The 23423-nt window shown below is 40.4% G+C and carries 17 protein-coding genes; 6 read left to right on the top strand and 11 right to left on the bottom strand.

Features of this window, described 5'->3' with window-relative positions; all coding sequences use genetic code 11:
- Positions 1 to 3: 3 nt before the first annotated feature.
- From J4N25_RS10280 to J4N25_RS10270, 3 genes are all read right to left on the bottom strand, one after another.
- Positions 4 to 6588 (bottom strand): CLIPPER-2 domain-containing protein, encoded by a 6585-nt coding sequence (locus tag J4N25_RS10280; RefSeq protein WP_207422098.1) that lies wholly within the window; start codon positions 6586 to 6588, stop codon positions 4 to 6.
- 408 nt (positions 6589 to 6996) lie between these two features.
- Positions 6997 to 9540 carry an ABC transporter permease gene (locus tag J4N25_RS10275; protein WP_207422097.1) on the bottom strand — a complete coding sequence of 848 codons (2544 nt, stop codon included), beginning with the start codon at positions 9538 to 9540 and terminating at the stop codon, positions 6997 to 6999.
- A 2-nt stretch (positions 9541 to 9542) separates the two neighbouring features.
- Entirely contained in the window at positions 9543 to 10232 is a 690-nt protein-coding gene (locus tag J4N25_RS10270) for an ABC transporter ATP-binding protein (protein WP_207422096.1), read from the bottom strand.
- 147 nt (positions 10233 to 10379) lie between these two features.
- Between J4N25_RS10270 and J4N25_RS10265 the strand changes: the two genes are divergently transcribed.
- From J4N25_RS10265 to J4N25_RS10255, 3 genes are all read left to right on the top strand, one after another.
- Positions 10380 to 11042, top strand: a complete 663-nt coding sequence (locus tag J4N25_RS10265; protein ID WP_207422095.1) for an arylesterase — start codon at positions 10380 to 10382, stop codon at positions 11040 to 11042.
- Positions 11043 to 11132: 90 nt separating this feature from the next.
- Positions 11133 to 11498, top strand: coding sequence for a hypothetical protein (locus J4N25_RS10260; protein WP_207422094.1), 366 nt, complete (start codon positions 11133 to 11135; stop codon positions 11496 to 11498).
- A 353-nt stretch (positions 11499 to 11851) separates the two neighbouring features.
- The gene (locus J4N25_RS10255) at positions 11852 to 12730 is read left to right on the top strand and encodes a DUF4349 domain-containing protein (RefSeq protein ID WP_207422093.1); all 879 of its coding nucleotides are present in this window, start codon (positions 11852 to 11854) and stop codon (positions 12728 to 12730) included.
- 38 nt (positions 12731 to 12768) lie between these two features.
- Here J4N25_RS10255 and J4N25_RS10250 read toward each other — a convergent pair whose 3' ends face one another.
- Genes J4N25_RS10250 through J4N25_RS10240 form a run of 3 tightly spaced genes read right to left on the bottom strand, consistent with a single transcriptional unit; the run spans position 12769 to position 15422 of the window.
- Positions 12769 to 13614: a transglutaminase-like domain-containing protein gene (locus J4N25_RS10250; protein ID WP_207422092.1), complete on the bottom strand. Its 846-nt coding sequence runs from the start codon at positions 13612 to 13614 to the stop codon at positions 12769 to 12771.
- Positions 13604 to 14353, bottom strand: coding sequence for a proteasome-type protease (locus tag J4N25_RS10245; protein WP_207422091.1), 750 nt, complete (start codon positions 14351 to 14353; stop codon positions 13604 to 13606). The genes J4N25_RS10250 and J4N25_RS10245 overlap by 11 nt, the downstream gene beginning before the upstream one ends.
- A 58-nt stretch (positions 14354 to 14411) precedes the next feature.
- Complete coding sequence (locus J4N25_RS10240; RefSeq protein ID WP_207422090.1) at positions 14412 to 15422, bottom strand: alpha/beta hydrolase; 1011 nt, start codon at positions 15420 to 15422, stop codon at positions 14412 to 14414.
- A 226-nt stretch (positions 15423 to 15648) separates the two neighbouring features.
- On the opposite strand from J4N25_RS10240, the gene J4N25_RS10235 reads away from it, so the two are divergent.
- Positions 15649 to 15954 carry a YgaP family membrane protein gene (locus J4N25_RS10235; RefSeq protein WP_207422089.1) on the top strand — a complete coding sequence of 102 codons (306 nt, stop codon included), beginning with the start codon at positions 15649 to 15651 and terminating at the stop codon, positions 15952 to 15954.
- Between the two features lie 48 nt (positions 15955 to 16002).
- Here the strand turns inward: J4N25_RS10235 and J4N25_RS10230 are convergent, their stop codons facing one another.
- Entirely contained in the window at positions 16003 to 16833 is an 831-nt protein-coding gene (locus tag J4N25_RS10230; RefSeq protein ID WP_207422088.1) for an alpha/beta hydrolase, read from the bottom strand.
- A 230-nt stretch (positions 16834 to 17063) separates the two neighbouring features.
- Here J4N25_RS10230 and J4N25_RS10225 point away from each other — a divergent pair, with 230 nt between their 5' ends.
- A complete protein-coding gene (locus J4N25_RS10225) occupies positions 17064 to 19259 on the top strand; it encodes an LruC domain-containing protein (RefSeq protein ID WP_207422087.1) in 2196 nt (731 codons plus the stop codon).
- A 59-nt stretch (positions 19260 to 19318) separates the two neighbouring features.
- Here J4N25_RS10225 and J4N25_RS10220 read toward each other — a convergent pair whose 3' ends face one another.
- From J4N25_RS10220 to J4N25_RS10205, 4 genes are all read right to left on the bottom strand, one after another.
- Positions 19319 to 19462 (bottom strand): hypothetical protein, encoded by a 144-nt coding sequence (locus J4N25_RS10220; protein ID WP_207422086.1) that lies wholly within the window; start codon positions 19460 to 19462, stop codon positions 19319 to 19321.
- 113 nt (positions 19463 to 19575) lie between these two features.
- Entirely contained in the window at positions 19576 to 20430 is an 855-nt protein-coding gene (locus J4N25_RS10215; RefSeq protein ID WP_207422085.1) for an HAD-IIA family hydrolase, read from the bottom strand.
- 26 nt (positions 20431 to 20456) lie between these two features.
- Positions 20457 to 21494: an aminoglycoside phosphotransferase/kinase family protein gene (locus J4N25_RS10210; RefSeq protein ID WP_207422084.1), complete on the bottom strand. Its 1038-nt coding sequence runs from the start codon at positions 21492 to 21494 to the stop codon at positions 20457 to 20459.
- Between the two features lie 31 nt (positions 21495 to 21525).
- The gene (locus tag J4N25_RS10205) at positions 21526 to 22872 is read right to left on the bottom strand and encodes a glutamine synthetase family protein (protein ID WP_207422083.1); all 1347 of its coding nucleotides are present in this window, start codon (positions 22870 to 22872) and stop codon (positions 21526 to 21528) included.
- Positions 22873 to 22977: 105 nt separating this feature from the next.
- On the opposite strand from J4N25_RS10205, the gene J4N25_RS10200 reads away from it, so the two are divergent.
- Positions 22978 to 23385: a gamma-glutamylcyclotransferase family protein gene (locus tag J4N25_RS10200; protein ID WP_207422082.1), complete on the top strand. Its 408-nt coding sequence runs from the start codon at positions 22978 to 22980 to the stop codon at positions 23383 to 23385.
- Positions 23386 to 23423: the final 38 nt, after the last annotated feature.

Raw genomic sequence — 23423 nt, 5'->3', positions numbered from 1 at the left:
CAATTAACGTTTTATTAGAACCCATCCTTTTTTAACCTCGGTATTGCCGCCCTTTTTCAGTTTGACCACGAAATAGTAGGTACCTGCGTTAAGTCCCTCACCTGTCCACGTACTTTGGTAGTTAGGGTTCCTATATACCTCATTTCCCCAACGATTATATATAGTTAGATCTGCGCTATCATAATCTTCTGCTCCTACAATGACGAATGTGTCATTCTTACCGTCGCCATTAGGGGTAAACACATTTGGAAGGATATATCCAATAACCTTGATACTTACAGTGGCAATATTAGTAAGGTTCCCCATATCATCCTTTACCTGATAAGTAAATTGGTCCTTGCCAATGTATCCTTTCTCAGGAGTATAAGTAATTGAACCATCAGCATTTACTTTGACGGTTCCGTGAGTGGGCAGGGCAACAATTACTACTGTACCAGGGTCAAGCTTAAGGCTTTCATCGCTCGTGTCGTTATCAAGGATCACGATAGTAAGCTCTTTCGAATTTTCAACTTCTCCCTGATCGTTTACTGCCACAGGGTTATCAATACCTACCTTAACTTCTGTCGGGTCGTTGACTGCAGGAGTAACAGGATCATCTGATGGAACTGGTGTCAGCGAGGGACCTGTTGGAGGGGTACCTGTAGCATAAGCTATATTAGAAACCTTTCTTGCATCAATATCTGCCTGAGTAACAATATGAGCAGCAGTGATAGCCGTGGAAGTAGCTCCGGGAGCTAGCGAGGCAATAACGCTTGGAGATGAAATTGCTGCATTCGGATCAGTCACGGTCACATTTGTTAGAGTAACATTTCCGGTATTGGTAACCTTAATAATGTAATTAATAGAGGATCCCAGGATATAAGGGCCTTTTCCTGTGATTTCTTTTGTCACACTTAATGATGGAGTTGGATCAATAGTAATATCTGTTGGTTCCGTGCCAGGGGTAGAAAGATCTGAGTCAGAAGGCTGAACAACAGGAGTGCCTACAGGAGGTGTACCTGTTGCAACTGCTACGTTACTGATCTTACCCGCGTCGATATCCGCCTGAGTAATAGTATAAGTTGTTGTAATCACCGACGTGGCTCCTACTGCAAGACTTGCTATCGTTCCTCCTGAGGAGATCGGTGCCTTTAGGTCCTCTACCATTACTGGAGAAAGCGTAACATTTCCTGAATTCTTTATCTCAATTTCGTAAGTGATCACCGATCCTACTTTGTTTCCATTAGTCGAGCTTTTAACCTTTTTAAAGACTGATAGCTTAGGATCAGGCGAAATAATAGTCTCAGTCGGCTCGAGAGTTGGAGTATTAAGATCCGCATCAGATGGCTGATTAATAGCAGGTCCCGTAGGCGGGGTTGCTACAGCTATGGCAACATTACTAACCTTTCCAGCGTCCACGTCCTCTTGCTTGATGGTGTAAGTTGTGGTAACAATAACTGCTGCACCTGCTTCAAGCTTTCCGATAGTCCCTCCCGTGGTGATTGGGGCTTTCGCATCTGTTACCGTAACCTGGGAAAGCGTCACATTTCCCGTATTCTTAACTTCTATATCGTAGGTAATAACTGAACCAACCTTTGTTCCATTGCTTAAGCTTCTCACCGTTTTGAAAAGCGAAAGTCTGGGATTAGACGGTATTATTGTTTCAGTTGGCTCGAGTGCAGGGGTAAGAAGATCTGCATCCGAGATCTGGCGAATCGCAGGACCTGTTGGAGGTGTACCCACTGCCACTGCCACATTGCTTATTTTACCAGCATCAATATCTGCTTGTGTAATGGTATAAGTTGTGGTAATAGGCGGCATAATTGCCCCTACTGGCAGGCTCGCTATCGTTCCTCCTGATGTTATAGGTGCTTTATCATCGGTTACCTGAACCTGTGTAAGTCCCACATTACCGGTATTCTTAACCTGTATTTCATAGGTGATAACCGATCCAAGCTTTGTACCATCACTTAAGCCTTTTACCGTCTTTAAAACATATAATTTGGGATCGGGAGTAATTACAGTTTCAGTAGGTTCAGTTGCAGGGGTAGAAAGATCTGAATCTGAAGGCTGACTAATTGCTGGTCCGCTTGGAGGAGTACCGACTGCCAATGCCACATTACTTACTTTACCGGCATCTATATCAGACTGCGTTATGGTATAAGTGGTTGTAATGAGTGGCATGCTCGCTCCTACAGCCAGCGAGGCAACTGCATCTCCTGATGTTATTGGAGCTTTATCATCAGTAACCTTTACTGAAGAAAGGGTAACATTGCCTACGTTCTTAACGGCAATCTCATAAGTAATCACTGAGCCTAGTGATACACCGTTACTTAAACTCTTTACCCTTTTGTATACCTGTAACTTTGGTTCAGGGGTAATAATTACGTCTGTCGGCTCGAGAGGAACTGTATTAAGATCTGCATCAGAGAATTGTTCGACAATCGCTCCTAACGGTGGCTTTCCTACGGCTTTTGCTACGTTAATGATCTTTCCCGCATCTACATCTGCCTGGGTAATAGTATAAGTAGTTGACACAACAACAGTTTCTCCTACTTTAAGGCTTGCAATCGTTCCTCCAGACACTATTGGTGCTTTAGTGTCTGTTACGGTAACAGGAGAAAGGGTAACATTACCGGTATTCTTTACTTCAATATCGTACGTGATGACAGAGTTTACCTTTGTGCCATCGCTATAGCTTTTTACCTTTTTGAATACTGATAACTTAGGCTCAGGAGCAATTATAATATCAGTAGGCTCATCAGGAATAGCATTTGAAAGATCTGCATCTGATACTTGTTCTACCGGAGTTCCAACAGGTGGTGTACCTATCGCTTTAGCAACATTGCTGATCTTTCCTGCGTCGATATCTGCTTGCGTGATAGTATAGGTAGTTGTAACAATCTCAGTTTTTCCTACTTCCAGCTTTGCAATAGTGCCGCCAGTTGTTATTGGAGCTTTAGCATCTTCTACTTTAACAGGAGCGAGAGTAACATTTCCAATATTCGTTACTGCAATCTCGTAAGTAATTACAGACCCTAATTGTGTTCCGTTTGTCTGTCCTTTTACTTTCTTTTCTACAGCAAGCTTGGGCTGGGCAGTGATGGTAGTTTCGGTCGGCTCAAATGCTGGTGTATTTAAGTTCGCATCGGATACCTGTTCAATTGTTTTCGAGTCCGGAAGGGTACCTTTAGCCACTGCCACATTACTTACTTTCCCTGCGTCTACGTCTGCCTGGGTTATGGCATAGCTGGTAGTGATTATACTTGCAGTAGCGCCCGGCGCTAGACTCGCTATCGTTTCACCAGAAATTATAGGCGCCTTGTCATCTCTTACTACTATTGGAGCAAGCGTTACTGTACCGGTGTTTTTCACCTTAATTTCGTAACTGATCACAGAACCGGCTTTTGTACCGTCGCTTAAGTTTGAAACAGTTTTTTCGACTTGAAGGTCAGCAACACTGATCGTTACAGTTATTTCATCAGATTCGACTCCATCGCTGGTGACCAGTTTGTACCCGTAGGTATCAGTACCAGCATAGTTGGCGTTAGGAGTATATTCAATTGTACCTGTGGAATTACTTACGATCCGAGGCGTGCCATTTAAAGGGTTTTTCGTAATGACAATTGTAGTTCCGGTTCCACTAGGTCCATCGTTCGTTTTAACATTTGTGGTTACGGAAGAGTTCTTTTGTACGTAGTCATTGTCTGCTGTTCCAACTGGTTTAACATTAATGGTTACGGTTATCGGATCTGAAACTACACCATCTTTAGCTAAAGTGTAGGTGTAAGTGTCTTTACCTACAAAGTTTAAAGAGGGAGTATAAATTACTTTTCCTGTTGCGTCAACAGAGGTTGTGCCTTGTTTAGGGGTTGGTGAAACTGCTTGAAAAATAATTCCTGCAACACCTTTAGCCGCATCATTGTCTAATACCGGAGTGGATTTAGGATTACCTATAGTTGTAATATCAGCATCAGGTGATCCTATCGGTTTCACATTGATTGTAAAGGTTACAGGAGAAGATTTATCTTTCCCCCCATCAGCGGTTCCTCCATTGTCCTCCAGTACTACAGTTACCACTGCCTTGCCTGCAGCGCCTGGTGCTGGTTGGAAAGTAAGTTGACCTGCTAAAGTGAGCGCTGGCTGAGCGCTAAATAAGCCGGGATTATCATTTGTTAGATTGAACGCAATAAGACTTTGAGTAGATTCGTTCGGACCTGTGCTCATTCCTGTTGCCCATCCAGCTACAGTCTTAACTCCGGTATTCATATTCACAGCTTGGTCCTGACCTTTAGTAAATGCAGGAGGATCATTTACCGGTTTAACGTTGATCTTTACTAATGCGTTTGTTGTAGAATAAGAAGTCCCATCAGATGCTTCCCAGCTAAAGGAGATTTGATTGTCGCCAAAGAAATCTTTTGCAGGCTCAAACGTAAGTTTTACGATATCTGCCACTGCTATTTCCTGGTTTACGGTAATGGCAACTCCATCATACTTAAGAGTACCATTTGAAGGAAGAGTAGTGATCTGGATTTTGTTTAGAGGGTCATTATTTGTGTCTGTGTATTTATTTTGGAAATCAGCAACAGTGAATGTGTAAGTCTGGTCCTCAAGGATCTCTATCTGAAGATCATTAACCGTTGGAACTGTGTTTGAAATGGTTAAACTAACTGCGGCATCAATTGAATATTCAGTCCCATCGGTAGCTTGCCAGGTAAAGGAATCTGTACCTGTAAAATTTGTATTAGGTACATAAGCTATCGTAGCAAGGTTCGCTGCAGGAATTTCGTCACCAACAATAAGATTTACTAAGCCAGCTCCCTTATTTCCTTGAAGGATTCCGCTCAATGGCAATTTAGTTATCTTGATTTTAACGAGAGGGTCGTTATTGACATCGGAATATTGAGATGATATATTAAATTTCGTATTTGTAAGAGGAGATAGGGTATTGTTCTTAACGACTAATTCGGAAGTATTTTGAACGACAGGTCTGGTATTTTGAAAGGTTAAACCAACTGTTGCAACATTATCAGCCCAGTCTGTTCCATTGTACCCGTTCCATTCGAAGTTCACAGGCCCCGTGTAATTTGCAGCAGGGACAAACTCAATGCTTCCAACATTAGCCCAGGGAATTTCCTGAAGATTTGTGATAGCTACGCCGTTTAATCTTAACTCACCCGAAGTATTAGCAGGGAGTGAACTGAAGCGTACGGAAGTAGGAGTCGCAAGAACGTTATTAACTTTAAATTTCGAACTAAAATCGGTTTGGCTGAAAGTTATTTTAGTATTTTTTTGAACTGGAGGTTTGGCAATGGGGTCAACAGTTGGTTTAGGGGTAGCCACAGTAACAGCTATTTCCGCCGTATTGGATTCCATTCCAAAGTTATCCTTAAACTTATAATCAATACTAAATTTCCCTGTAAAACCAGTCACCGGTGTAAACGTAACTAATCCATTAGCATCAACCGTAAAAGTCCCTTTGCCACTAACAGTAAAAGACTTATCGATAATAGCGGTGGAGGGATCTAAATCCACTGAGCCCGGTTCATATTTAGAGTCAGCACCATTCACTTTAGGGTCGTCCGTAGAAATAATATTAATCGCTTTAGCTGTATTTATAAGAGTATTTATTTCATCCTTTACAGCAAATGGATTCTTCAACTCACTAGCTGAAGGTGTAATCGTTACGTTCCGAATTTCATGATTATTAACAAATTGGCCGGTGGAGGCCGAAAAACCAGCTTGTAATTTAGTGGGAGCCCCACCTGCGGGTATATAATGGACCTCCTTTAAAACACTTATCCATTTAGCCTTACTACCGCCTCTGAAAACATCCACATTGATGACAAATTCAGATGCATTAATCTTTTTCACATCCATTCTAACCCTACGGTACCCGTCCTGAGTTTCGGCTGTCCTTCTACTTTCCGTAGAGATCGAAAACTTATCCTCATCAGCCAATAGGAACTCGGAATCCGCTTGTGATCCGTAAAGATACCCAGTTACCTTCCCACCTATAAAAGGATACGCAGCTTCAGAGAGCCTGTCTCCTCCCGCACCTACTGCTCCGCGTACTGTTATAGCTCCATCTCCCTGTAATTCATGAGTATGTGGAATACCCTTCCAAGTATAACCCGGGCCTCTTCCCTCGTTATTTACTCCAAAATTCATATACTCATCAACTCCTATTGCCAGAAACCCTCCCTTCATACCAGGCCTACCTTGACTTTGAGCATATCCTAAAGCTCCACCGAACTGACCCGGCTCAAAAGCTCCTGAAGGTTCAAATAAGAAGAAAGTGATACCGTCTGCTTTTCGGACTAAGCTGTATGAAAAAAACTCAAATTCTACCCTTAGACCTTTACTAAAATCAAATTCTTGTTGAATGAGGCAGTACCCTTGCTGCTTTTCTATTGCATCTGTTAGTCTTAATACACCATTCCCTGAGGGATCTATATTTCCGCTTGTTAATTTAGCCGCATCTCCTAGCTTAATTCCATTTAGATCGTCGGTCTTGAAGGAATTCTTATAAACAAATTGAGAGAAACCATTATTGCTTAGTAATAGCGCAACAATCAATAAAGGCAGAAAAAGTAAACGTTTTTGCATCTGTGGTTTGCTTATGAAAGCTTTTTGCATTCCCGCGGCTATTGAGCCATCCGGAAAGTTAATTGCGTTAGGTGGTAGCTAAACAAAATTAGTTCTAACAAAGAGGAATATGACTACCTTCTTCATTAGAACTAAATTGTAAACCCTAAATTCTATTAACTAAACTCATCTAACAGCACGGCATTTGCCAAATCTATGCCAGCTGTTTCTGCTATTTCAGCTTCCTGTTCTTCCTGAACTTATAACCGTCTTTATTTACCTAAGGAGTATGAAAAATTTAAAATCAGGAGAAATCATTAATTAAAAAAACTTTTCGCTTTATTACTAACCACTAGTATTTCAAAACCTTCAACCCTTAAATGTAGAAAATTTTTCCCCATTTTTCACCTAAACATCTCGAAATCCGCACTATAGATCTTTTCTCAACACTTCCAGGGGCGGCCGGTTTAGAATACCCCGGATATTAAAGAGCCCTATAATGACTGTTAGCATTGAAATAGCAACAAACAAGACCAATGCAGGAGAAAGATCAGGTGCAAAGGCGGTCTTGAAACTAAACTTAGCTAATGCCCAGCTAGCGAGGATAGAGAGCAATATTCCGGTAAAAGAAGCTAAGGCCCCTAGAAAGAAATATTCAAGAGCGGTGATTATGAGTATTTGCCGCCTTTTTGCACCCATTGTTCGTAACAGGACGCTCTCTTGTATCCGCTGGTATTTACTTATAAGAACAGATGCTATTAGCACTACAATTCCGGTAACGATACTGAAAGCCGCCATGAACTTTATGACGAAGCCTATTTTAGTCAGGATCTCGTCGAGCACACTCAGCACAAGTGTTAGATCAATAACAGATATATTCGGAAATTTTTGAACCAACTGTTGCTGAAAGGAAACTGAAGCTTTGCTATCAGGCACTCTAGTTATCAATACGTGAAACTGCGGAGCATCTTCCAGGACACCCTTTGGAAAGAGCACCCTGAAATTCGTTTGAATACGATTCCAGTCAACCTCCCTAAAGCTTCCAACGATCGTAGGAACCAAGGCCCCCTGCACGTTAAAGGTCAGGGTGTCTCCAACGTTAACACGTATCCGGTTAGCATACTGTTCTTCAAGGGAGACGTAAATCGTACCGTCTTTAGCTGTATTTCCACGCCATTTGCCTTCACTAATTCTTTCGGCAGCAGTTAAGGTATCACGAAAGGTAACACGGAGTTCTGAACCGAATGCTTTTGGGGAAATTTTCGAGCTGCTGTCTTTTTTAACTTCCGCAGCGGTTTTGCCATTTATTTCTTCAATCCTTACTGTGATTATCGGGACCTGTTGAATTATTGGCAGCCTATTCGCCTGTGTAACACGAGCAACCTCTTGCTTTTGTTCCGGCTGGATATCAAAGAGGACCATATTTGGCTGATTCCCGCTTGCGGAAAGGCTTACCCGCTTTATTAAAATGTCTTGAACAAGAAAAAGATTGCTGATAAAAGCAGTACCAAGACCGATAGTGACAATCAATATAAGTGTTTGATTATTGGGGCGAAAAAGATTAGCCAAACCTTGCCGCAACAGATAACTACCTGAAGTGGGAAAGAAACGGCGAACCATCCAGACAAGAAGGGAAGCTATACCGGTAAGCACCAGGAAAGAAACGATCACACCTGCCGTAAAGATCAGTGCCTGTTTTATTCCGTCAAGCTGGAAATAACCAAAAGCAACTATAAACAAAAGCACGAGAGCGTAAACAAGCCATTTTAAGGGATCGTTTATTTTGCTGGCCCCTTCATGTACAACGCGAAGGGTATTTAGAGGCGAGATTTTGCGAATAGAAATTAAAGGAAGAAGTCCAAACAGAACTGAAATAACTAAACCAAGGAGAATGCCCTGCCCTATCGCAGCCCAGGAGATATTAGAGCTTATCGCAACCGGTAGAATGTCCTTCAGTACAAGAGGAAGCAACTGTTGTACTAATGTTCCTATTGCGGCTCCAATAATTCCGCCTATGAGTCCGATGCCTGCTATTTGGATCAGATAGATCAGAAAAGCTTCCCATCCCTTCAGACCCAGGCAGCGAAGAACGGCAATAGAATTTATTTTTTCCCTGATATAGATATGAATTGAACTTGCTACACCAATACAACCTAAAAGCAAGGCGATAAATCCTACAAGGGATAGAAACTGGGTAAGATCTTCAAATGACCTTCCTGTATCCTTTTTCTGCGAAGCGATGGTGTCGTAATCCAGACCTTCCTTCTCAAGTTTGCCACTTATTTTCTTTAGCGTTTTCTCAACTTCGGTAGCGTTGCCAATCCTATAGAAATATTTATAATTTACCCGGCTCCCCCTTTGCATTAATCCTGTCTCTTGCAGATACCTAAAGGGAATATATACAATGGGAGCAATAGAGGATGAAAGCCCTGTTTGTCCGGGGGCCTTGTTTAAGACGCCCGCTATCTCGAATGAAAGCTCGCCTACTTTGATCGAGTCGCCAACTTTCGTGTTAAATTGAAGCATTAAAGTTTTATCAACTAATGCGTCTCTTCCCTGCCTGAAAGTTTTACCTGCAGCGGCCGGATCTGTCTCGATTTCCCCATAATAAGGGTAATTGCCCTCTAATGCTCTGATTTGAACAAGTCTGGTACCGCCAGCTGTAGGAAAAAGCACCATAGAAGCAAAGCTTTGTTCTTTTGAACGATCGTTTCCAATAGAATCCAATAGAGGAACAATTTTGTCAGATGGCTTTTTATTTGAGGAAACAACGAGATCTGCCCCCAGTAGAGTTGCTGCCTGATCATCAATATCTTCAGCAAGGTTATCTCCAAAAGAATAAATGGCTACCAGGGCGGCTATACCAAGAATAATAGATGAAATAAAAAGAAAAAGCCTGGAACGGTTACGGCGACTATCGCGCCATGCCATTTTAAAAAGCCAGGGAAGATTTAAAGGTCTTTTACTGTCCATCTTTAAGCGCTTGTTACAATTTCATCGCTGATAATGGCACCGCCCTTAATGCGTATTATCCTCTGAGTTTTTTGAGCGAGATCCATGTCGTGCGTTACCAGAACCAGGGTTGTGCCTTGCTCATGATTCAAATCAAAAAGCAATTTTACTATGCGGGCGCTTGTCTCGGCATCGAGGTTACCGGTTGGCTCATCAGCAAATAGGATCTTAGGACTATTAGAAAAAGCCCTGGCAAGCGACACTCTCTGCTGTTCTCCTCCGGATAGTTGCGATGGGTAATGATGACCTCTTGAAGCCAGACCTACCTTATCAAGCAGATCCAACGCACGGCCTTTTATATTCTTTTCGCCTCTCAATTCTAAGGGAACCATCACGTTCTCAAGAGCTGTAAGGGTAGGTAAGAGCTGAAAGTTCTGGAAAATGAATCCCACATGTTCATTACGTACCTGAGCTCTCTTATCCTCGCTCAACTGATCAATTCGTAAACCGTTTAATTCTATAGAGCCAGAAGAACTCCTGTCGAGCCCGGCACACAAGCCTAGCAAAGTAGTTTTGCCACTACCGGAAGGGCCAACAATAGAAACGGTGGAGCCTGCCTCTATTGAAAAATTTACCTCATTTAATACCGTTAAATTTTTCCCGGCACTCTGGTAGGTTTTACCTAGATTTTCAACTTTTAATATTTTATCCACTAGTTTAGCTTGTGTTTGTTTTATTTGTTTGATTCCTATCTTAGGAGAATATTACAAATCGTATGTAAAACTATTGTAAGAGGGGCATGTTTAAAACTCTTACAAAGATTTAGCACTTGTTGCTTTAAAATTACTTTGATTCCGTTTATGCAAAGATTACCCATTATCCTCCTCGCATTATTACTGATAGTAGCGTCGTGCTCTGGTAACAAGCCTGAGAAAGAGAAGCAAAGTGAGAAAAAAGAAAAAATGACAGAGATAAAAAACCTTGTATTTTTTGGTAATAGTTTAACAGCTGGGTATGGGCTGGAAGATCCGTCAGACGCATTTCCTGCAGTGATACAGAGAAAAATCGACTCTCTAAAACTCCCTTATAAAGTAATCAATGCAGGCTTAAGCGGTGAAACCACAGCAGGTGGCAAAAGCCGTATAGACTGGTTACTAAAACAGAAAGTGGATGTATTTGTGCTCGAGCTGGGCGCGAATGATGGTCTTCGGGGCATCCCTGTTACTGAAACAAAGAAAAACCTTCAAGCTATTTTAGACAAGGTAAAAGCTAAATATCCTGAAGCTCAATTGATCCTGTTGGGAATGGAAATACCTCCTAATATGGGAGGCACCTACGTTCAACAATTCCGGTCGATATTTAGACAAGTGGCAGAAGCAAATAAGATTCCGTTCGTCCCATTTTTATTAGAGGGAGTTGCTGGCAATGTAAAGCTTAATTTAAAAGACGGCATACACCCTACAGCAGAAGGATATAAGATCGTAGCTGAAAATGTATGGGAAGTCCTGAAAGAAGAACTTTAAATCGGAACATGCATTTTCATTAGGAATTATCATAACATCTTCGCCTCTTGGCATGATATTTCTGCTCTCATAGAATCTACCTCTAATGCTATGAAAACCTTAATAATAACATTGACTGCTTCGCTAATTTTATCGGTTTCATCTTTTGCTCAAAGCAAAAAAGATAGTTTGAAACTACGGGCCGACCTTGACGCCATCCGTCAGGGCAAACAAGTAAAGTCAGGTAAAACAAAAAGTGTGGTGAGGGCTAGTACCCCCGCGGCTAAAGTTGATACTGGTGCTATCAAATCGGGCACTCCAACCCCTATTACGCCTACGCCTAACAACCCTAATCCTCATGACCCACGCCCAAGCGTGATTAACCCTAACTCTTCGACCACCCCTCCGGAAAATCCAACAGTCCCTCCTGGCTCACCTAAAGGACCCGAATTTGATCCGAACAAAAAGAAAGAATAATAATTCTTAAAAAGCTGGGTTACATTTCCACCTACCGCGTATTAATTTAAAAGAAACAAAAAGTATATGACAGCAAAGAATATCCCCTAAGCAAGCAACAACACTTAGCGCAAACTAATCGCTATATACCATCTTAAATTAACAAAACACGGTTTTTTCACGAAAAACCAATTGCTGAAATTTCTATTTCAGTATACTTTCAAGTAATCTTAATTTTTTCTTATAAGTTAATTAAACGAAAAAAAAACTCGTAATGACACGCTATTGCCTAATTAAGAGCTCAAGCAAAAGTGTGATCAGAAACGCTTACAAATTTAAATAACAGAACAATTTAACCCTATACCCACGCTAAAATGAAAACTATTAAATTTTCATTAGGGATGCTTATTGCCCTAACTTTTGCAGCCTGTAGTGCAAACAAAGGTAACTACGAGTCAGATTCAGCTTCTGCCGACTCCACTTCTATTGAAACTTCCGTATCGGATCTCCCAGCTACTGAGACAAAACTGGTGAAGACTGCTAATATAGAGTTTAAAGTACATGATGTTTATAGAAGCAGCCGTCATATTTCTCAGTCTGTAAGAAGCCTGGGAGGTCTGGTTACTCACCATAATATTGAAAGCACTCCTCAAGGAAGTAAAACTATCCCCCTATCCAATGACTCACTCCTTGTTGTTTCATCTTATGATGTTGAAGCAGAAATGACCGTACGAATTCCTTCTAATCACCTGGAAGAGTTTGTTCAGGCAATAGCTGATGACGCCACATTTATAAAACAGGCGAGGTTAGATGTAGACGACCGTAGTATTGATTTTCTCTCTTCGAGCCTAAAACAGCAAAGCAGACAAAAGATCCTGGATGCCCAGAACCTGAAGGAGAAGTTAAAAACTAAAGACGCATTAACTATTGCGGACGAGCAGGATCAGGTAATTGAACAGAAGATGAATAATTTGAGAACCGAGGCGAACACCAGGTACAGTACCTTGGAGCTGAGGTTTAATCAAAATACATTGATAAAGAAAGAAGCTATTCCTAATAATGATCTGAGTACTTACCGATCTCCGACAACTCAAAGGTTCGGTGACGCTCTTGCCACAGGTCTGAACTTCACTTTGGATCTCATTATCGGCATTACTCATCTCTGGGCTTTTATTATATTAGGAATAATAGGGTGGCTTGCCTACAGATATTTTTCACGGAATTGGAAACAGAAAGCTAGTTCCGCACAATAATGGGAGCCAAATGCAGAGCTACTAGAGCTCTGCATTTGCTAAATATACGATACGGCAACAGTTGATTCGGAATTATAGAACACCGGATTAAATACATCCTCTGCCAGTTCACACCCTACCTCAATCCAACTACAATTTACATTCCCGAACAAATTTGCTATTGCTGTGTCTGCGGCGTCCCTTCCGGTTGCTATCTTAACTAAGCCGTTCAGAGGAGCTAATTTTGTAGCGTCGAAAATAACCCATTCACCTCCCAAATAAGCTTCAAAACATGCATGGAAATCGGCTGGCTTTAAAAGATAAGAATACCCGGTAAAATACCTGGCCGGTATGGATAAAGCACGACATAAGGCTATACCCAAATGAGCAAAATCACGACAAACGCCAGCCAACTCAGTAACCGTATCATATGCGGAAGTTTGAGAATTAGTAGAACCGCTTAAGTATTCAACATTGTCGTGGATCCAGTCAGAAATCGCCAGCACTTTATTAAACGCAGGTTCAATACTGCCAAACTTATTATTTGCAAAACGATAAAGTTTATCCGACTGACAATATCGACTGGGATTTAAAAAGGTAAGTACGCTGGCTGGAAGCTCTTCTACCGCGACCTCTGTTAATGAATTGGTGTCGAGATGCTTGTAAGAGTTATCAATAAGCGCTTTATACTCTATCTTGACATTAGTGCCAGCGTTCACTTTGAACCTAACAAGCCTGCTTTCACAACCGGTACTAGTGATTTCTTCGGTCTTAATGTAAGGATCAATCTGGAGAGTTTCTTCAAGTATTGTTTGCGTAGGGGTCCTTAACGCATGGACGTTCAAAATTATAGTAGAATCCTCCTGAACATAGTAAGTAAGTCGACTGGAAACATTAAACTTCATTGGCCTGCGTTTTATAGGTATTCATCTTGTCAAAAGCCGTTTGCATCCAATCATTCGATATATTCTGTAACGACTTTTTCAATTCACAAGCCCACTGCGCTGAAATATTCTCCAGATCCTGCTTCTCGTAACGGTGTTGTATCAAATTGAAGCTATTTTTTCTGTATAAAACTACATCGATAGGAAAATCTACGTCGTTTGCAGCTGCTCTTGTTGAATCAAAAGAAAGGAATCCTGTTTTAAGGGCAAGCTCCATACTGGAGTCATTATGAAGTGTACGTTGAAGGATTGGTTTGCCGTGCCCAGAATTTCCAATGATGACAAATGGAGAACCTTCATCCATCTCCACCCAGTTACCTTCGGAATATAAAAGGAACATTTTATGTTCTTCATCATCCCGCAACTGACCTCCTATGATTGTTGTTAAGTTAAACTTAAACCCGGATTGTTCGAGAGCTGCCCGGTCTTCTCTACCTACTCTCCTTACTTGTTCACCAAATGCATTGACCGCTTTATATAACTTATTATACTCAGTTCCTTCGTCAATCAGCTCTTTGAAGTAAATAACAGCCTTATCTCTTACTGACCTCAATCCACTAGTCATGATAAAAATGGAATGCTGTTCACGTTGATCAACATACACCTTTTTTTTCACGGTGGTATCTGTGCCTGAAGTGATACGGGTATCTGCAATAGCAACAAGACCTTCCCTTACCTTAATTCCTAAACAATAAGTCATATAAACGATAGTACTAAAAAAACAAAGTGGAAAGATAAGGATATTAAGCAAGTGTTTCTTAATTTGAAGATCCTTTCAACACTTTATCCAGAAAATTCACCGTGTATTTTACAGTATCATTGAACCATGGATGGAATAAAGGAAAAACGTGAGGAGCTTCGGGAAAGCTTTGCACCTCCGAATAAATGTTATACTGATTCAGCTTTCCGATCATATCTGTTCTGCCGGCATGCATCCTTGCAACAGAGCTATTGATAAATAATATAGGCGGAGTTTGAGGACTAACGTGATTCAAAGCCCCGGCTTCATGCCATAATGCAGGATTTTCTGCTTTGGGTACACCAAACCATAATGTTGCTGCCGACTTACCTTTACTGTCGTCACCCTCGCCTGATTCGGGATGTATAAAGGCCAGAGTCCCGTCGAGATCGACGATTGCCTGAACCTTACTTGAGTAAGTAGAATTACAGGTATTGCCTTCATCAAACTTCTTCATTCCATTAGTGGTTCCTATCAAGCTTGCTAACTGACCTCCCGCTGAGAAACCAAGAACAGCAATTTTGGAGGTATCAATCCTATACGAATTAGCATTTGCCCTTGTCCAACGAATAGCTGCCTTTACATCCTGTACTGCTGCGGGATAAAGAGCTTCGGTGGATAACCGGTACTCCACATTTACAGCCACGTAACCATTTTTTGCAAGCTGTTGGGCTAAGGGAACATTTTGAGAGCGGTCTCCTGACCTCCAACCACCGCCGTGAATCAATATAACTGCAGGATAACCCTTTTTAACTTTCCTGGAAGGATGAAATACATCCAAAGAAAGACTCCTGGAACTATTAACAACACAGTACGCTATATCTTTTTTAGCTTTAACCTTTTTAGGCATCGCCTCGGATACCATTTGAATATTCGGATACGCCTTTTTGGTTTTAACATAAGTACTGTATAAAGCAAAGGAAGTATCTTTTGGCACAGTAACTTTTTGGGACATTGCCTTATCTACAAGCGAAACTAGTAAGGTTAGGACCATCAACAACGACAAAGACTGTTTTTTAAATTTTAACATACCGTGATATTTATAACATGCGGGGGATTTTAATTACCTAAAAATACAAGGTTATAATCAGTCGGCACGAGTGAAAAATGAAATATATGAAAGCCTCTACAAAATCAAATTACGTTAAACAGTATCAGTAACAGTTGGTTAAATATTTAGATCTAAATGAGGCTGACCCTTTTTCAGAAATTTGAATTAGCCTCAACCTTTTAAAAACAAAAACTAATTGAAGAACATGAACAATTCGATGATTAACAAGGTATCTGAAACATTAAACAAAAATGTTTTGCAGCAAAACCCTAGCGCCAATGTTGAGAAATCAGAACGTTTGGTTTCCCTGGGTGCAGGAGCTTTTCTGGCTTTAAAAGGCTTAACTAACGTTTTCTCTCATCCATGGCTTGCAATAGCAGAACTAGGTATTGGAGGATCGCTACTATACCGTGGAGTTACTGGATATTGCGCCGTAAAAGAAAAACTTGAGAACGAGCTCGATAGCTCTGTTCATGTACCCCAGTCAGCAATGCCTACTGAGGCTTACTAACCCGGGGGAACAGTACAGGCAATATCTTTAGCTGATATTGCTTGTTCTTTACTTGTATCTATTAAAATATTTACTCATAAATAGCAGTTGGTAAAGGATTGCGTTATCCCAGTACTGCCAATTGTGCCCTCCGGGCCTTACTATGTAATCATGGGGAATCTTCTGTTCGAGCAGTTTCTGGTGGAAATTATTATTTACCTGAAAGAAGAAATCCTCAGTGCCACAATCTATAATCAGGTCCAGACCTCCTGGCTTTAATAAGTTAACCATATTAATAACTGTGTTTTGATCCCATCTTTCCTGGAATTCCGAATAAGTTCCTAAACGTTTTGCTATCTCCCAGTTTCTTGGAAATGGTCTAAAATCCACGCCCCCACTCATGCTTCCTGCTACACCATAAACATCCTGATGCTTAAACGAGAGATACAAAGCTCCATGTCCTCCCATGCTAAATCCCGTTACTCCTCTGCCCTTTCTATCTTTGATGGTTTTATAATGACTATCAATCCAACTTACTAGTTCTCCGGATGTATAAGTTTCATACTTCCATGCATTATCCACAGGACTATCGAAATACCAGCTTCCAATATTACTATCAGGGCAAACGAGAATAACCTTGAATACGTCAGAATAATTTTTAATTGCTGGGATTGCATTCACAAAACTAGAGTAACGCCCTCCGTATCCATGCAGCAAGTATACAACAGGATAAGGTGTAGTTGATTCCTTATAGTCTGCCGGAGTTATTACTACTGCCTTAATATTCTTTTTCATAGCTGCACTATAGGTATTTACAGTGTCGACCTCTGCGCCGTATACATTGGCTATAAAAAAGCTGACAATAAAGGAAAAAGTCAGTATGAATCGAGATTGTATCATGAAAGCAAATATATCGTCTTTAAATCTTTTAAATAGATTGTACATGTAATTCCATTGTGTAGGGATGTAGAAATACATCCCCAGAAATTCGGCCGAATTGCGAGAGCTACAGTGGCTGGAAGGAAAGTAAAACCTATTAAGACGCCTTTACGTACAATACAAGCGTATTTTAAACATTGGCACATATGTTGAAAATACAAAGGACTTAACACTTCTAGAAAAGGGACAGTATGAGAAAATATTTACTATTTACGACGGTGCTCGCATCGTTTGTTTTTAATGCCTGTAATAAGGAATCGGATATTGAAAGATCGCTTTCTGCGAAAAAACTATCTGATGTTAAAGTACCTGAAGGATTTACCTGGGAATCATCCAGAAATGTAACATTTAAGGTAAATATTACAGACAATAGCTTTGGCAATTTATTAAGTGTAGTTGCTATTTACGGGCCCGATAGCAAACTTATTGCGAAAGGTTCTGCAGGTGTTGGAAAATCGTTCGAAACAACTGCTTATCTTCCTAATACAGTTACCGAGGCTTATATTATAAGAACAGCTCCAGACAATTCCAACACTACAGAAAAAGTAACTCTGAATAAAGCAGAGGTAAATGTAAGCTTTGCGCAAAGTGCTGTAACTGTTAGTTCTGCTAAGTCGAGCAATAAAGTTCTGGCTACCAGCCCTAATTGCACATCAGGTTGTACCCAATCTGTCTCCCTGAGCTCTAACAATCAAACTGTTACTATTTCTGGAGGTAAGACAGTTTGTGTAAGCGGATCAAATAAGACCCTTGATGTTTCTTTTACAAATGGTGGAGGTACATTAAGGCTATGTGGAACAAATCTTACAATCGCAGATCTTGACGACAATAAGATCAACGATCCGATGAAAATAGTTGTTACCGATGGATCGATAGTGACATTTGATGATAAGAACAATAAAGCAACTAATTTCAACCAAAACAACAATACGCTGGAGAATTATGGCACTATCACCTTCGATGGTGGAATTAATCTTGCCGGCGTTTTAACTAACAATGGAATAATTAATGTAATTGGGGAGTACAGCACTGAGACTCAAACCAGTCCTCAAACTGTTCATACAAATAATGGAACCATAACTGTAAACGGTTTAATGGACGTTGGTTCAAATAGTCTTTTTTACAATAATGGCTCCATCAAAACCACTGACTTCCGGGTTTTCAACCATGCCACATTCTTCAACTACTGTAAGTTATGGGTAACAAACGAATATGATCATAGCACTACGATGAAAAACTATGGTTATATCCGCGTGGATTCTAAAACTTTTATTAATGGAACTTCAGAACTTGGACAGTATAACGGAGCCCAATTAACAACAAAAGACATCAAAATCAACGGAACAATCAAAGGATACAATAATACATCCCTAGTTAAAGTAACGAATGAAACTGAGCTTACAGGAGCTGGTACTATTACCGGTGCGCTTCAGTATTGCGATGCTAATGGTCTTGAAAAAAACCTTGGAACTATTAATGGTGGAGCTACATTGGCTTGCGGATTACTTATCCCGATTTCAAGTTGCAATCCTGAAGGTAATGGAACTCCAGTAATTATGGATACTGACGGTGACGGTGTTCCTGATGCTTTAGATGACTATCCAACCGATGCTTCAAAAGCATTTATCAACTATGCAATTCTTGGTGGAGCGGATGCGGGGGCAACAGTTACGTTTGAAGATATGTGGCCTATTAAGGGCGATTATGATCTTAACGACGTAGTGATGTCTTATCAATTAAAAATTATCAGCAACGCGTCGAATGCAGTAGTACAGGTGGATGGAAATTATATGCTTACTGCAAGAGGAGGAATTTTCCATAACGGATTTGGAATTGAATTTCCAATCAATAGAACTGCTGTTAGCAACGTTACTGGAGCTACCCTCGAAGCCGGACAATCAAAAGCTGTAATCATCTTGTTTAATGATATGCATAACGAGATGTATTATATGAATACAAGATTGGAAGATCCTAAATCGCCATCCGTATCGTATAGCTTCAGCTTCCAGGTAAATGACGGAACGAAATTATCAGATTTTGGGTTGAGTGAATATAATCCTTTTATCTGGAGCCAAGATGCTGGACGCGGTGCAGAAGTTCACCTTCCAGGCAAAAAGCCTACATCATTAGCAAACTTAACTTTATTCGGTACAGGGGATGATAAATCTTCTCCAGCTCAAAATAAGTATTATGTAACAGCGGAAGGATACCCTTGGGCGATTAGTGTACCTATCAAGTCATTCACATACCCAATTGAAGGAAAAGATATCATTACTGCCTATTTAAAACTTCCTGAGTGGATTACATCAGGTGGTACTAAATACAAAGATTGGTATTCTAATACTGCCGGTGATTATAGGAATAAAGAGAACTTATTCGTTCCTTAATTCCAGCTAAAAAAGAATTAAAAAGGGCTTGCCGAACTTAACGTTCAGCAAGCCCTTTTTTAATTTAAGCTTTTTCCGGATTCAGTAAGAGCCTCCTTAAAATAGGACTTCCTACTGCCTGATTCCTTATCTTCAAATGCCTGATTTAAGATTATTGCGAGCATTAGCATCGTAATAGCAATAATAACATTTACTGTATTCATAACTAATAATTACAGTAAATGTAAAGACTGTTCACTGGCTGCTCAATTACAATTAGGCGGACTATAATAGGATGTCGGTGAACACTGGATTTCGGGCGGTGATTTCTGAAGCCCTACTTGTTCACTACGGCAGACTCACAGATATAGGTTGGAATGATACCTGTGGCATTAATTTTCGTTTCTGCTTCTCCAGAAAGAGTGTTTCCGCTTAAAACCAGCACGGTATCAAATCCAAATTTATTTCCACCAAGAATATCGGTATGCAGGGTATCTCCAACCATAACAATATCCTTTTTACTTATAGGCAAGCGTTCCCTAATAAGGTCGTAAGCAAACATGAACATTTGACTATCGGGTTTACCAAACCTGATAAATTTACGTCCCACGATTGTCTCGATCATACTTGCTACTCCGCCAGCTGCAATTGCCACCTCGTTGCGGGTAACTGGGTAAGAAAAATCTGTATTAGCTACAATTACAGGAATGGGTTTCTTCCTGATCAGATTCACCGTTTTATTTAAATCACTAAACCAATCGTATCCCTCATCATCAAGGAAAACAAGAGCACTAACATCATCAATATTATTTTCATTTATAGCGCTAACCGGTAAAGTATGCAAACCTGAACTATCAATATAATGTGCGGAATTACTAGTTCCTAAGTATGCTACAATACCTTCATGAACTTTTAGGTCAAGATATTCCTTTGCAAGCATCCCAGACGATATGATACATTCCTGTGTTACCGCATCCAACCCAACACGGTGATATGACTCTGCAAGCTGAAGAGGACTCCGTGAAGCGTCGTTGGTTACAATGTAGAACTCCTTATTCTTTTCTCTGAGATAGTCAAACGTTTTCTCTATACCAGGAACAAGCCCGTTATAATTTTTAAGAACCCCATATGCGTCGAAGAAGACAATCTGATATTGATCTATAACAGATTTAAAATTAGATAACTGTATCATTAACTTATAAAGATATAGGATTTCTCCTACTTTAATTTAAGGTGGTCTAAAATTTTACGGGCATCAAAGTCAGAGTCAACTGAAGGCAGATAAATATCGAATGCCTCGTTCTGTAACTTCTGCGCATACTGTTCACTAAAGAAATACTTTCCATCTTTTATCACATAATTAAGGATGAAAAACCGGTATACTTCTTTCATAAATCGCACCTCATTTGCCGTTAAAGGGTTAACGCTATGATATTCTTCCAGAAAGATTAAAAAACGGTCTTCCATCAGAGTAGTCACAACATAACTAAATACAGTTCTGTCGCCAACATCGGATACTACCCTGCTTAAAAAGTAGAAGTCCATCATGCGTGTACTTATACGGAACCAGTCGTAATCCCACCTCGAAAACAACTTTAAGTTAGGCGTGACAGAGAAGTTACCTATGTTCCAATCAATAAAGACGGGAATAGATTCAAAAGCGTCGGCCTTACACTTTAAACGGTTAACCAGGAATTTCTCGCAGTGGCTGCGTAATACCTCCTTTTGAGGTTCATCAAACTGCCGCTGAGTTTTCCGACTTAGCTGTTTCAATAAAATATTGACATCAGTCCTTAATGTCTTCGACGACTTTGGTAGTACACTCTTGGCACTAGAACAAGCTTTATGAAAGCGCCCCATCTGTTCCCCGAGTTTCCGGATCTGCGACTCGTCTAACCTTCGAGGCAAACGCTCTTGTACACGTACCGGGTTATAGAATACCACCCAGGCGTCGGTCTTAGCTTTTTTGTAGCGATAAGTATAAACCCGATTATTCTTTAAAAGGGATTTTGCAAGAACGTTATCAAATGGGTAAAGGAGATTATTAGCCAGGGTATGAATTATTCTGTGGTCTTCTTTAAAATGCTCATACTTACCAAAGTAAGATAGCTTTGCAATTACGATATCCTCGTCGTCGAAAGTAACCCTAAAAACGTGATTAGTAGACACCATTGCGCTGATATCTTCAATCTTTTGAATTATCTTGAAAGGATTGAACTCCTTCCAGGCTTTCTTTATAATAAGAGAATAATCCATTCTAATTCTTGTGTGTGTGTGTGTGTGTGTATTATATTATTTCGAAATAACGCTTCAGTTCCCAATCAGTCACCTGTTTATTGAATTGCTTCCACTCCCATAATCTTGATGCCGTGAAATGCTCTACGAAAGGGCTTCCAAAAAGATCTCGTGCCAGAGCTGAGTTTTGCATCTTAACAGAAGCCTCGTAAAGAGTAGAAGGCAGTCGGGAATATTCTTTATTGGAATAGGCGCTTCCAAGAGTGATCGGTTGATCGAGACTAAGTTTATTTTTTATACCGTAAAGACCAGAAGCTAAAGAAGCCGCGATGGCTAAATAAGGATTAGAATCTGCCCCAGGAACTCTCATTTCTAATCTAGTGTACGCTTCCGTCGTATTAATTACCCTTACTGCTGTGGTTCTATTTTCAACACCCCAACTAACCGTAGTAGGTGCCCATGCTCCTTCTATAAGTCTTTTATAACTATTAATGGTTGGAGCAAACATGGGTAATATTTCAGGCAAGCAGTAAAGCTGACCGGCTAGATAGTGCTTCATCAAGCTACTCATCTTATTTTCGTCATTAGAATCGAAAAATAAGTTCTGCTTCTTGTCTTTAGTCCATAAACTTTGATGGACATGACCACTGCATCCCGGTAGCTCTGCATTCCACTTGGCCATAAAAGATGCCATTATTCCGTGACGATAGGTGATTTCCTTTACCGCTGTTTTCAGGAGTACTGCTTTATCGGCAGCGCGTAATGTCTCATCATGAATAATAGCAGCTTCGTAGACCCCAGGGCCTGTTTCTGTATGCAATCCTTCCAGCTCAACCCCAAAGCCATTAAGTTGGTCAAAAAGATCATTATTAAAGTTATTGTTCAATGAAGGCCTCAGTATGGAGTAACCAAACATCCCAGGAGTTAATGGTTCTGGGTTAACATATTGTTTCTCATAGAGAGAATTTGGTGTCTCCCTAAAATTGAACCATTCAAACTCCTGTGCAAACTCTGAATGAAAGTCAAGACTTTTACAATCAGCAATAACCTTTTTCAGCAAACTCCGGGGACAAGCAGCGTGATCTGCACCGAAATCAGCGATAAAAAAAGGCATATTATTTTCCCAGGGAATTGTACGAAATGTATTAAGATCTATCCTACAAAGCTTATCTGGAAAGCCAGTATGCCAGCCAGTCACGTCTACTTTATCATAGAGTTCGTCACTGCTATCCCAACCAAAAACAACGTCACAAAATCCATAACCATTTTCTAAGCCGCTGAGAAACTTCTTTGTATTAATGATCTTGCCACGCAATACTCCGTCAATATCCGCAAAAGCAAATTTTATCTTAGTTATTCCCTTTTCCTTTAAATAGCTGATGATCTCCTTATTATCCATTGCATTACATTTATTGCTAACGAGCGCTTGAATCTGCTAAATATAATCTATTTGAAGAGCAAATTGAAGACGGCTGTCTGCAAATTATTTGATATCTTAAGGGTGATGGAAAAGCATGTAACTCAACTTCTATTTGTATACGGTACTTTGCTGTTACCGGAAAACATGTACGCTCGGTTCCTTTTGGAGAATGCCACATTGTGTAGTCCAGGAAAGTTTCCCGGAGAACTTTTTGATCTGGGAGCTTATCCAGGCGCTGTAATCAATTATGATAAGGACGAGTTTGTTTTTGGTAAGATTTTCAAAATGAATGACCCGGATCAAATACTCGAAACACTTGACGACTATGAGGGCTTGGGAGAGGCTAATTGTGAATACGAAAGAATTATTATAGAGGTAAGTACTACGGATGGTGCTGTTCAATGCTATAGCTATATTTATGTTCATCCCACTTCCAGTAAAACAAAAATTGAGGGAGGAAACTACCTTAGATACTTAGAAAACAAGGCTTAAACAAATTCTCTAAAACCAAAAAATCCCCTGGAGGAACT

It is taken from the genome of Desertivirga brevis (assembly GCF_017355835.1).
Note: the sequence above shows the minus strand (reverse complement) of the source record. Positions and strands in the feature narration are given on the sequence as shown.

What these genes read in the sequence shown, in the direction of transcription:
- J4N25_RS10280 (WP_207422098.1), bottom strand. Translation starts at nt 6,588, where the DNA reads ATGCAAAAACGTTTACTTTTTCTGCCTTTATTGATTGTTGCGCTATTA.
- J4N25_RS10275 (WP_207422097.1), bottom strand. Translation starts at nt 9,540, where the DNA reads ATGGACAGTAAAAGACCTTTAAATCTTCCCTGGCTTTTTAAAATGGCA.
- J4N25_RS10265 (WP_207422095.1), top strand. Translation starts at nt 10,380, where the DNA reads ATGCAAAGATTACCCATTATCCTCCTCGCATTATTACTGATAGTAGCG.
- J4N25_RS10260 (WP_207422094.1), top strand. Translation starts at nt 11,133, where the DNA reads ATGAAAACCTTAATAATAACATTGACTGCTTCGCTAATTTTATCGGTT.
- J4N25_RS10255 (WP_207422093.1), top strand. Translation starts at nt 11,852, where the DNA reads ATGAAAACTATTAAATTTTCATTAGGGATGCTTATTGCCCTAACTTTT.
- J4N25_RS10250 (WP_207422092.1), bottom strand. Translation starts at nt 13,614, where the DNA reads ATGAAGTTTAATGTTTCCAGTCGACTTACTTACTATGTTCAGGAGGAT.
- J4N25_RS10245 (WP_207422091.1), bottom strand. Translation starts at nt 14,353, where the DNA reads ATGACTTATTGTTTAGGAATTAAGGTAAGGGAAGGTCTTGTTGCTATT.
- J4N25_RS10240 (WP_207422090.1), bottom strand. Translation starts at nt 15,422, where the DNA reads ATGTTAAAATTTAAAAAACAGTCTTTGTCGTTGTTGATGGTCCTAACC.
- J4N25_RS10235 (WP_207422089.1), top strand. Translation starts at nt 15,649, where the DNA reads ATGAACAATTCGATGATTAACAAGGTATCTGAAACATTAAACAAAAAT.
- J4N25_RS10230 (WP_207422088.1), bottom strand. Translation starts at nt 16,833, where the DNA reads ATGATACAATCTCGATTCATACTGACTTTTTCCTTTATTGTCAGCTTT.
- J4N25_RS10225 (WP_207422087.1), top strand. Translation starts at nt 17,064, where the DNA reads ATGAGAAAATATTTACTATTTACGACGGTGCTCGCATCGTTTGTTTTT.
- J4N25_RS10220 (WP_207422086.1), bottom strand. Translation starts at nt 19,462, where the DNA reads ATGAATACAGTAAATGTTATTATTGCTATTACGATGCTAATGCTCGCA.
- J4N25_RS10215 (WP_207422085.1), bottom strand. Translation starts at nt 20,430, where the DNA reads ATGATACAGTTATCTAATTTTAAATCTGTTATAGATCAATATCAGATT.
- J4N25_RS10210 (WP_207422084.1), bottom strand. Translation starts at nt 21,494, where the DNA reads ATGGATTATTCTCTTATTATAAAGAAAGCCTGGAAGGAGTTCAATCCT.
- J4N25_RS10205 (WP_207422083.1), bottom strand. Translation starts at nt 22,872, where the DNA reads ATGGATAATAAGGAGATCATCAGCTATTTAAAGGAAAAGGGAATAACT.
- J4N25_RS10200 (WP_207422082.1), top strand. Translation starts at nt 22,978, where the DNA reads ATGGAAAAGCATGTAACTCAACTTCTATTTGTATACGGTACTTTGCTG.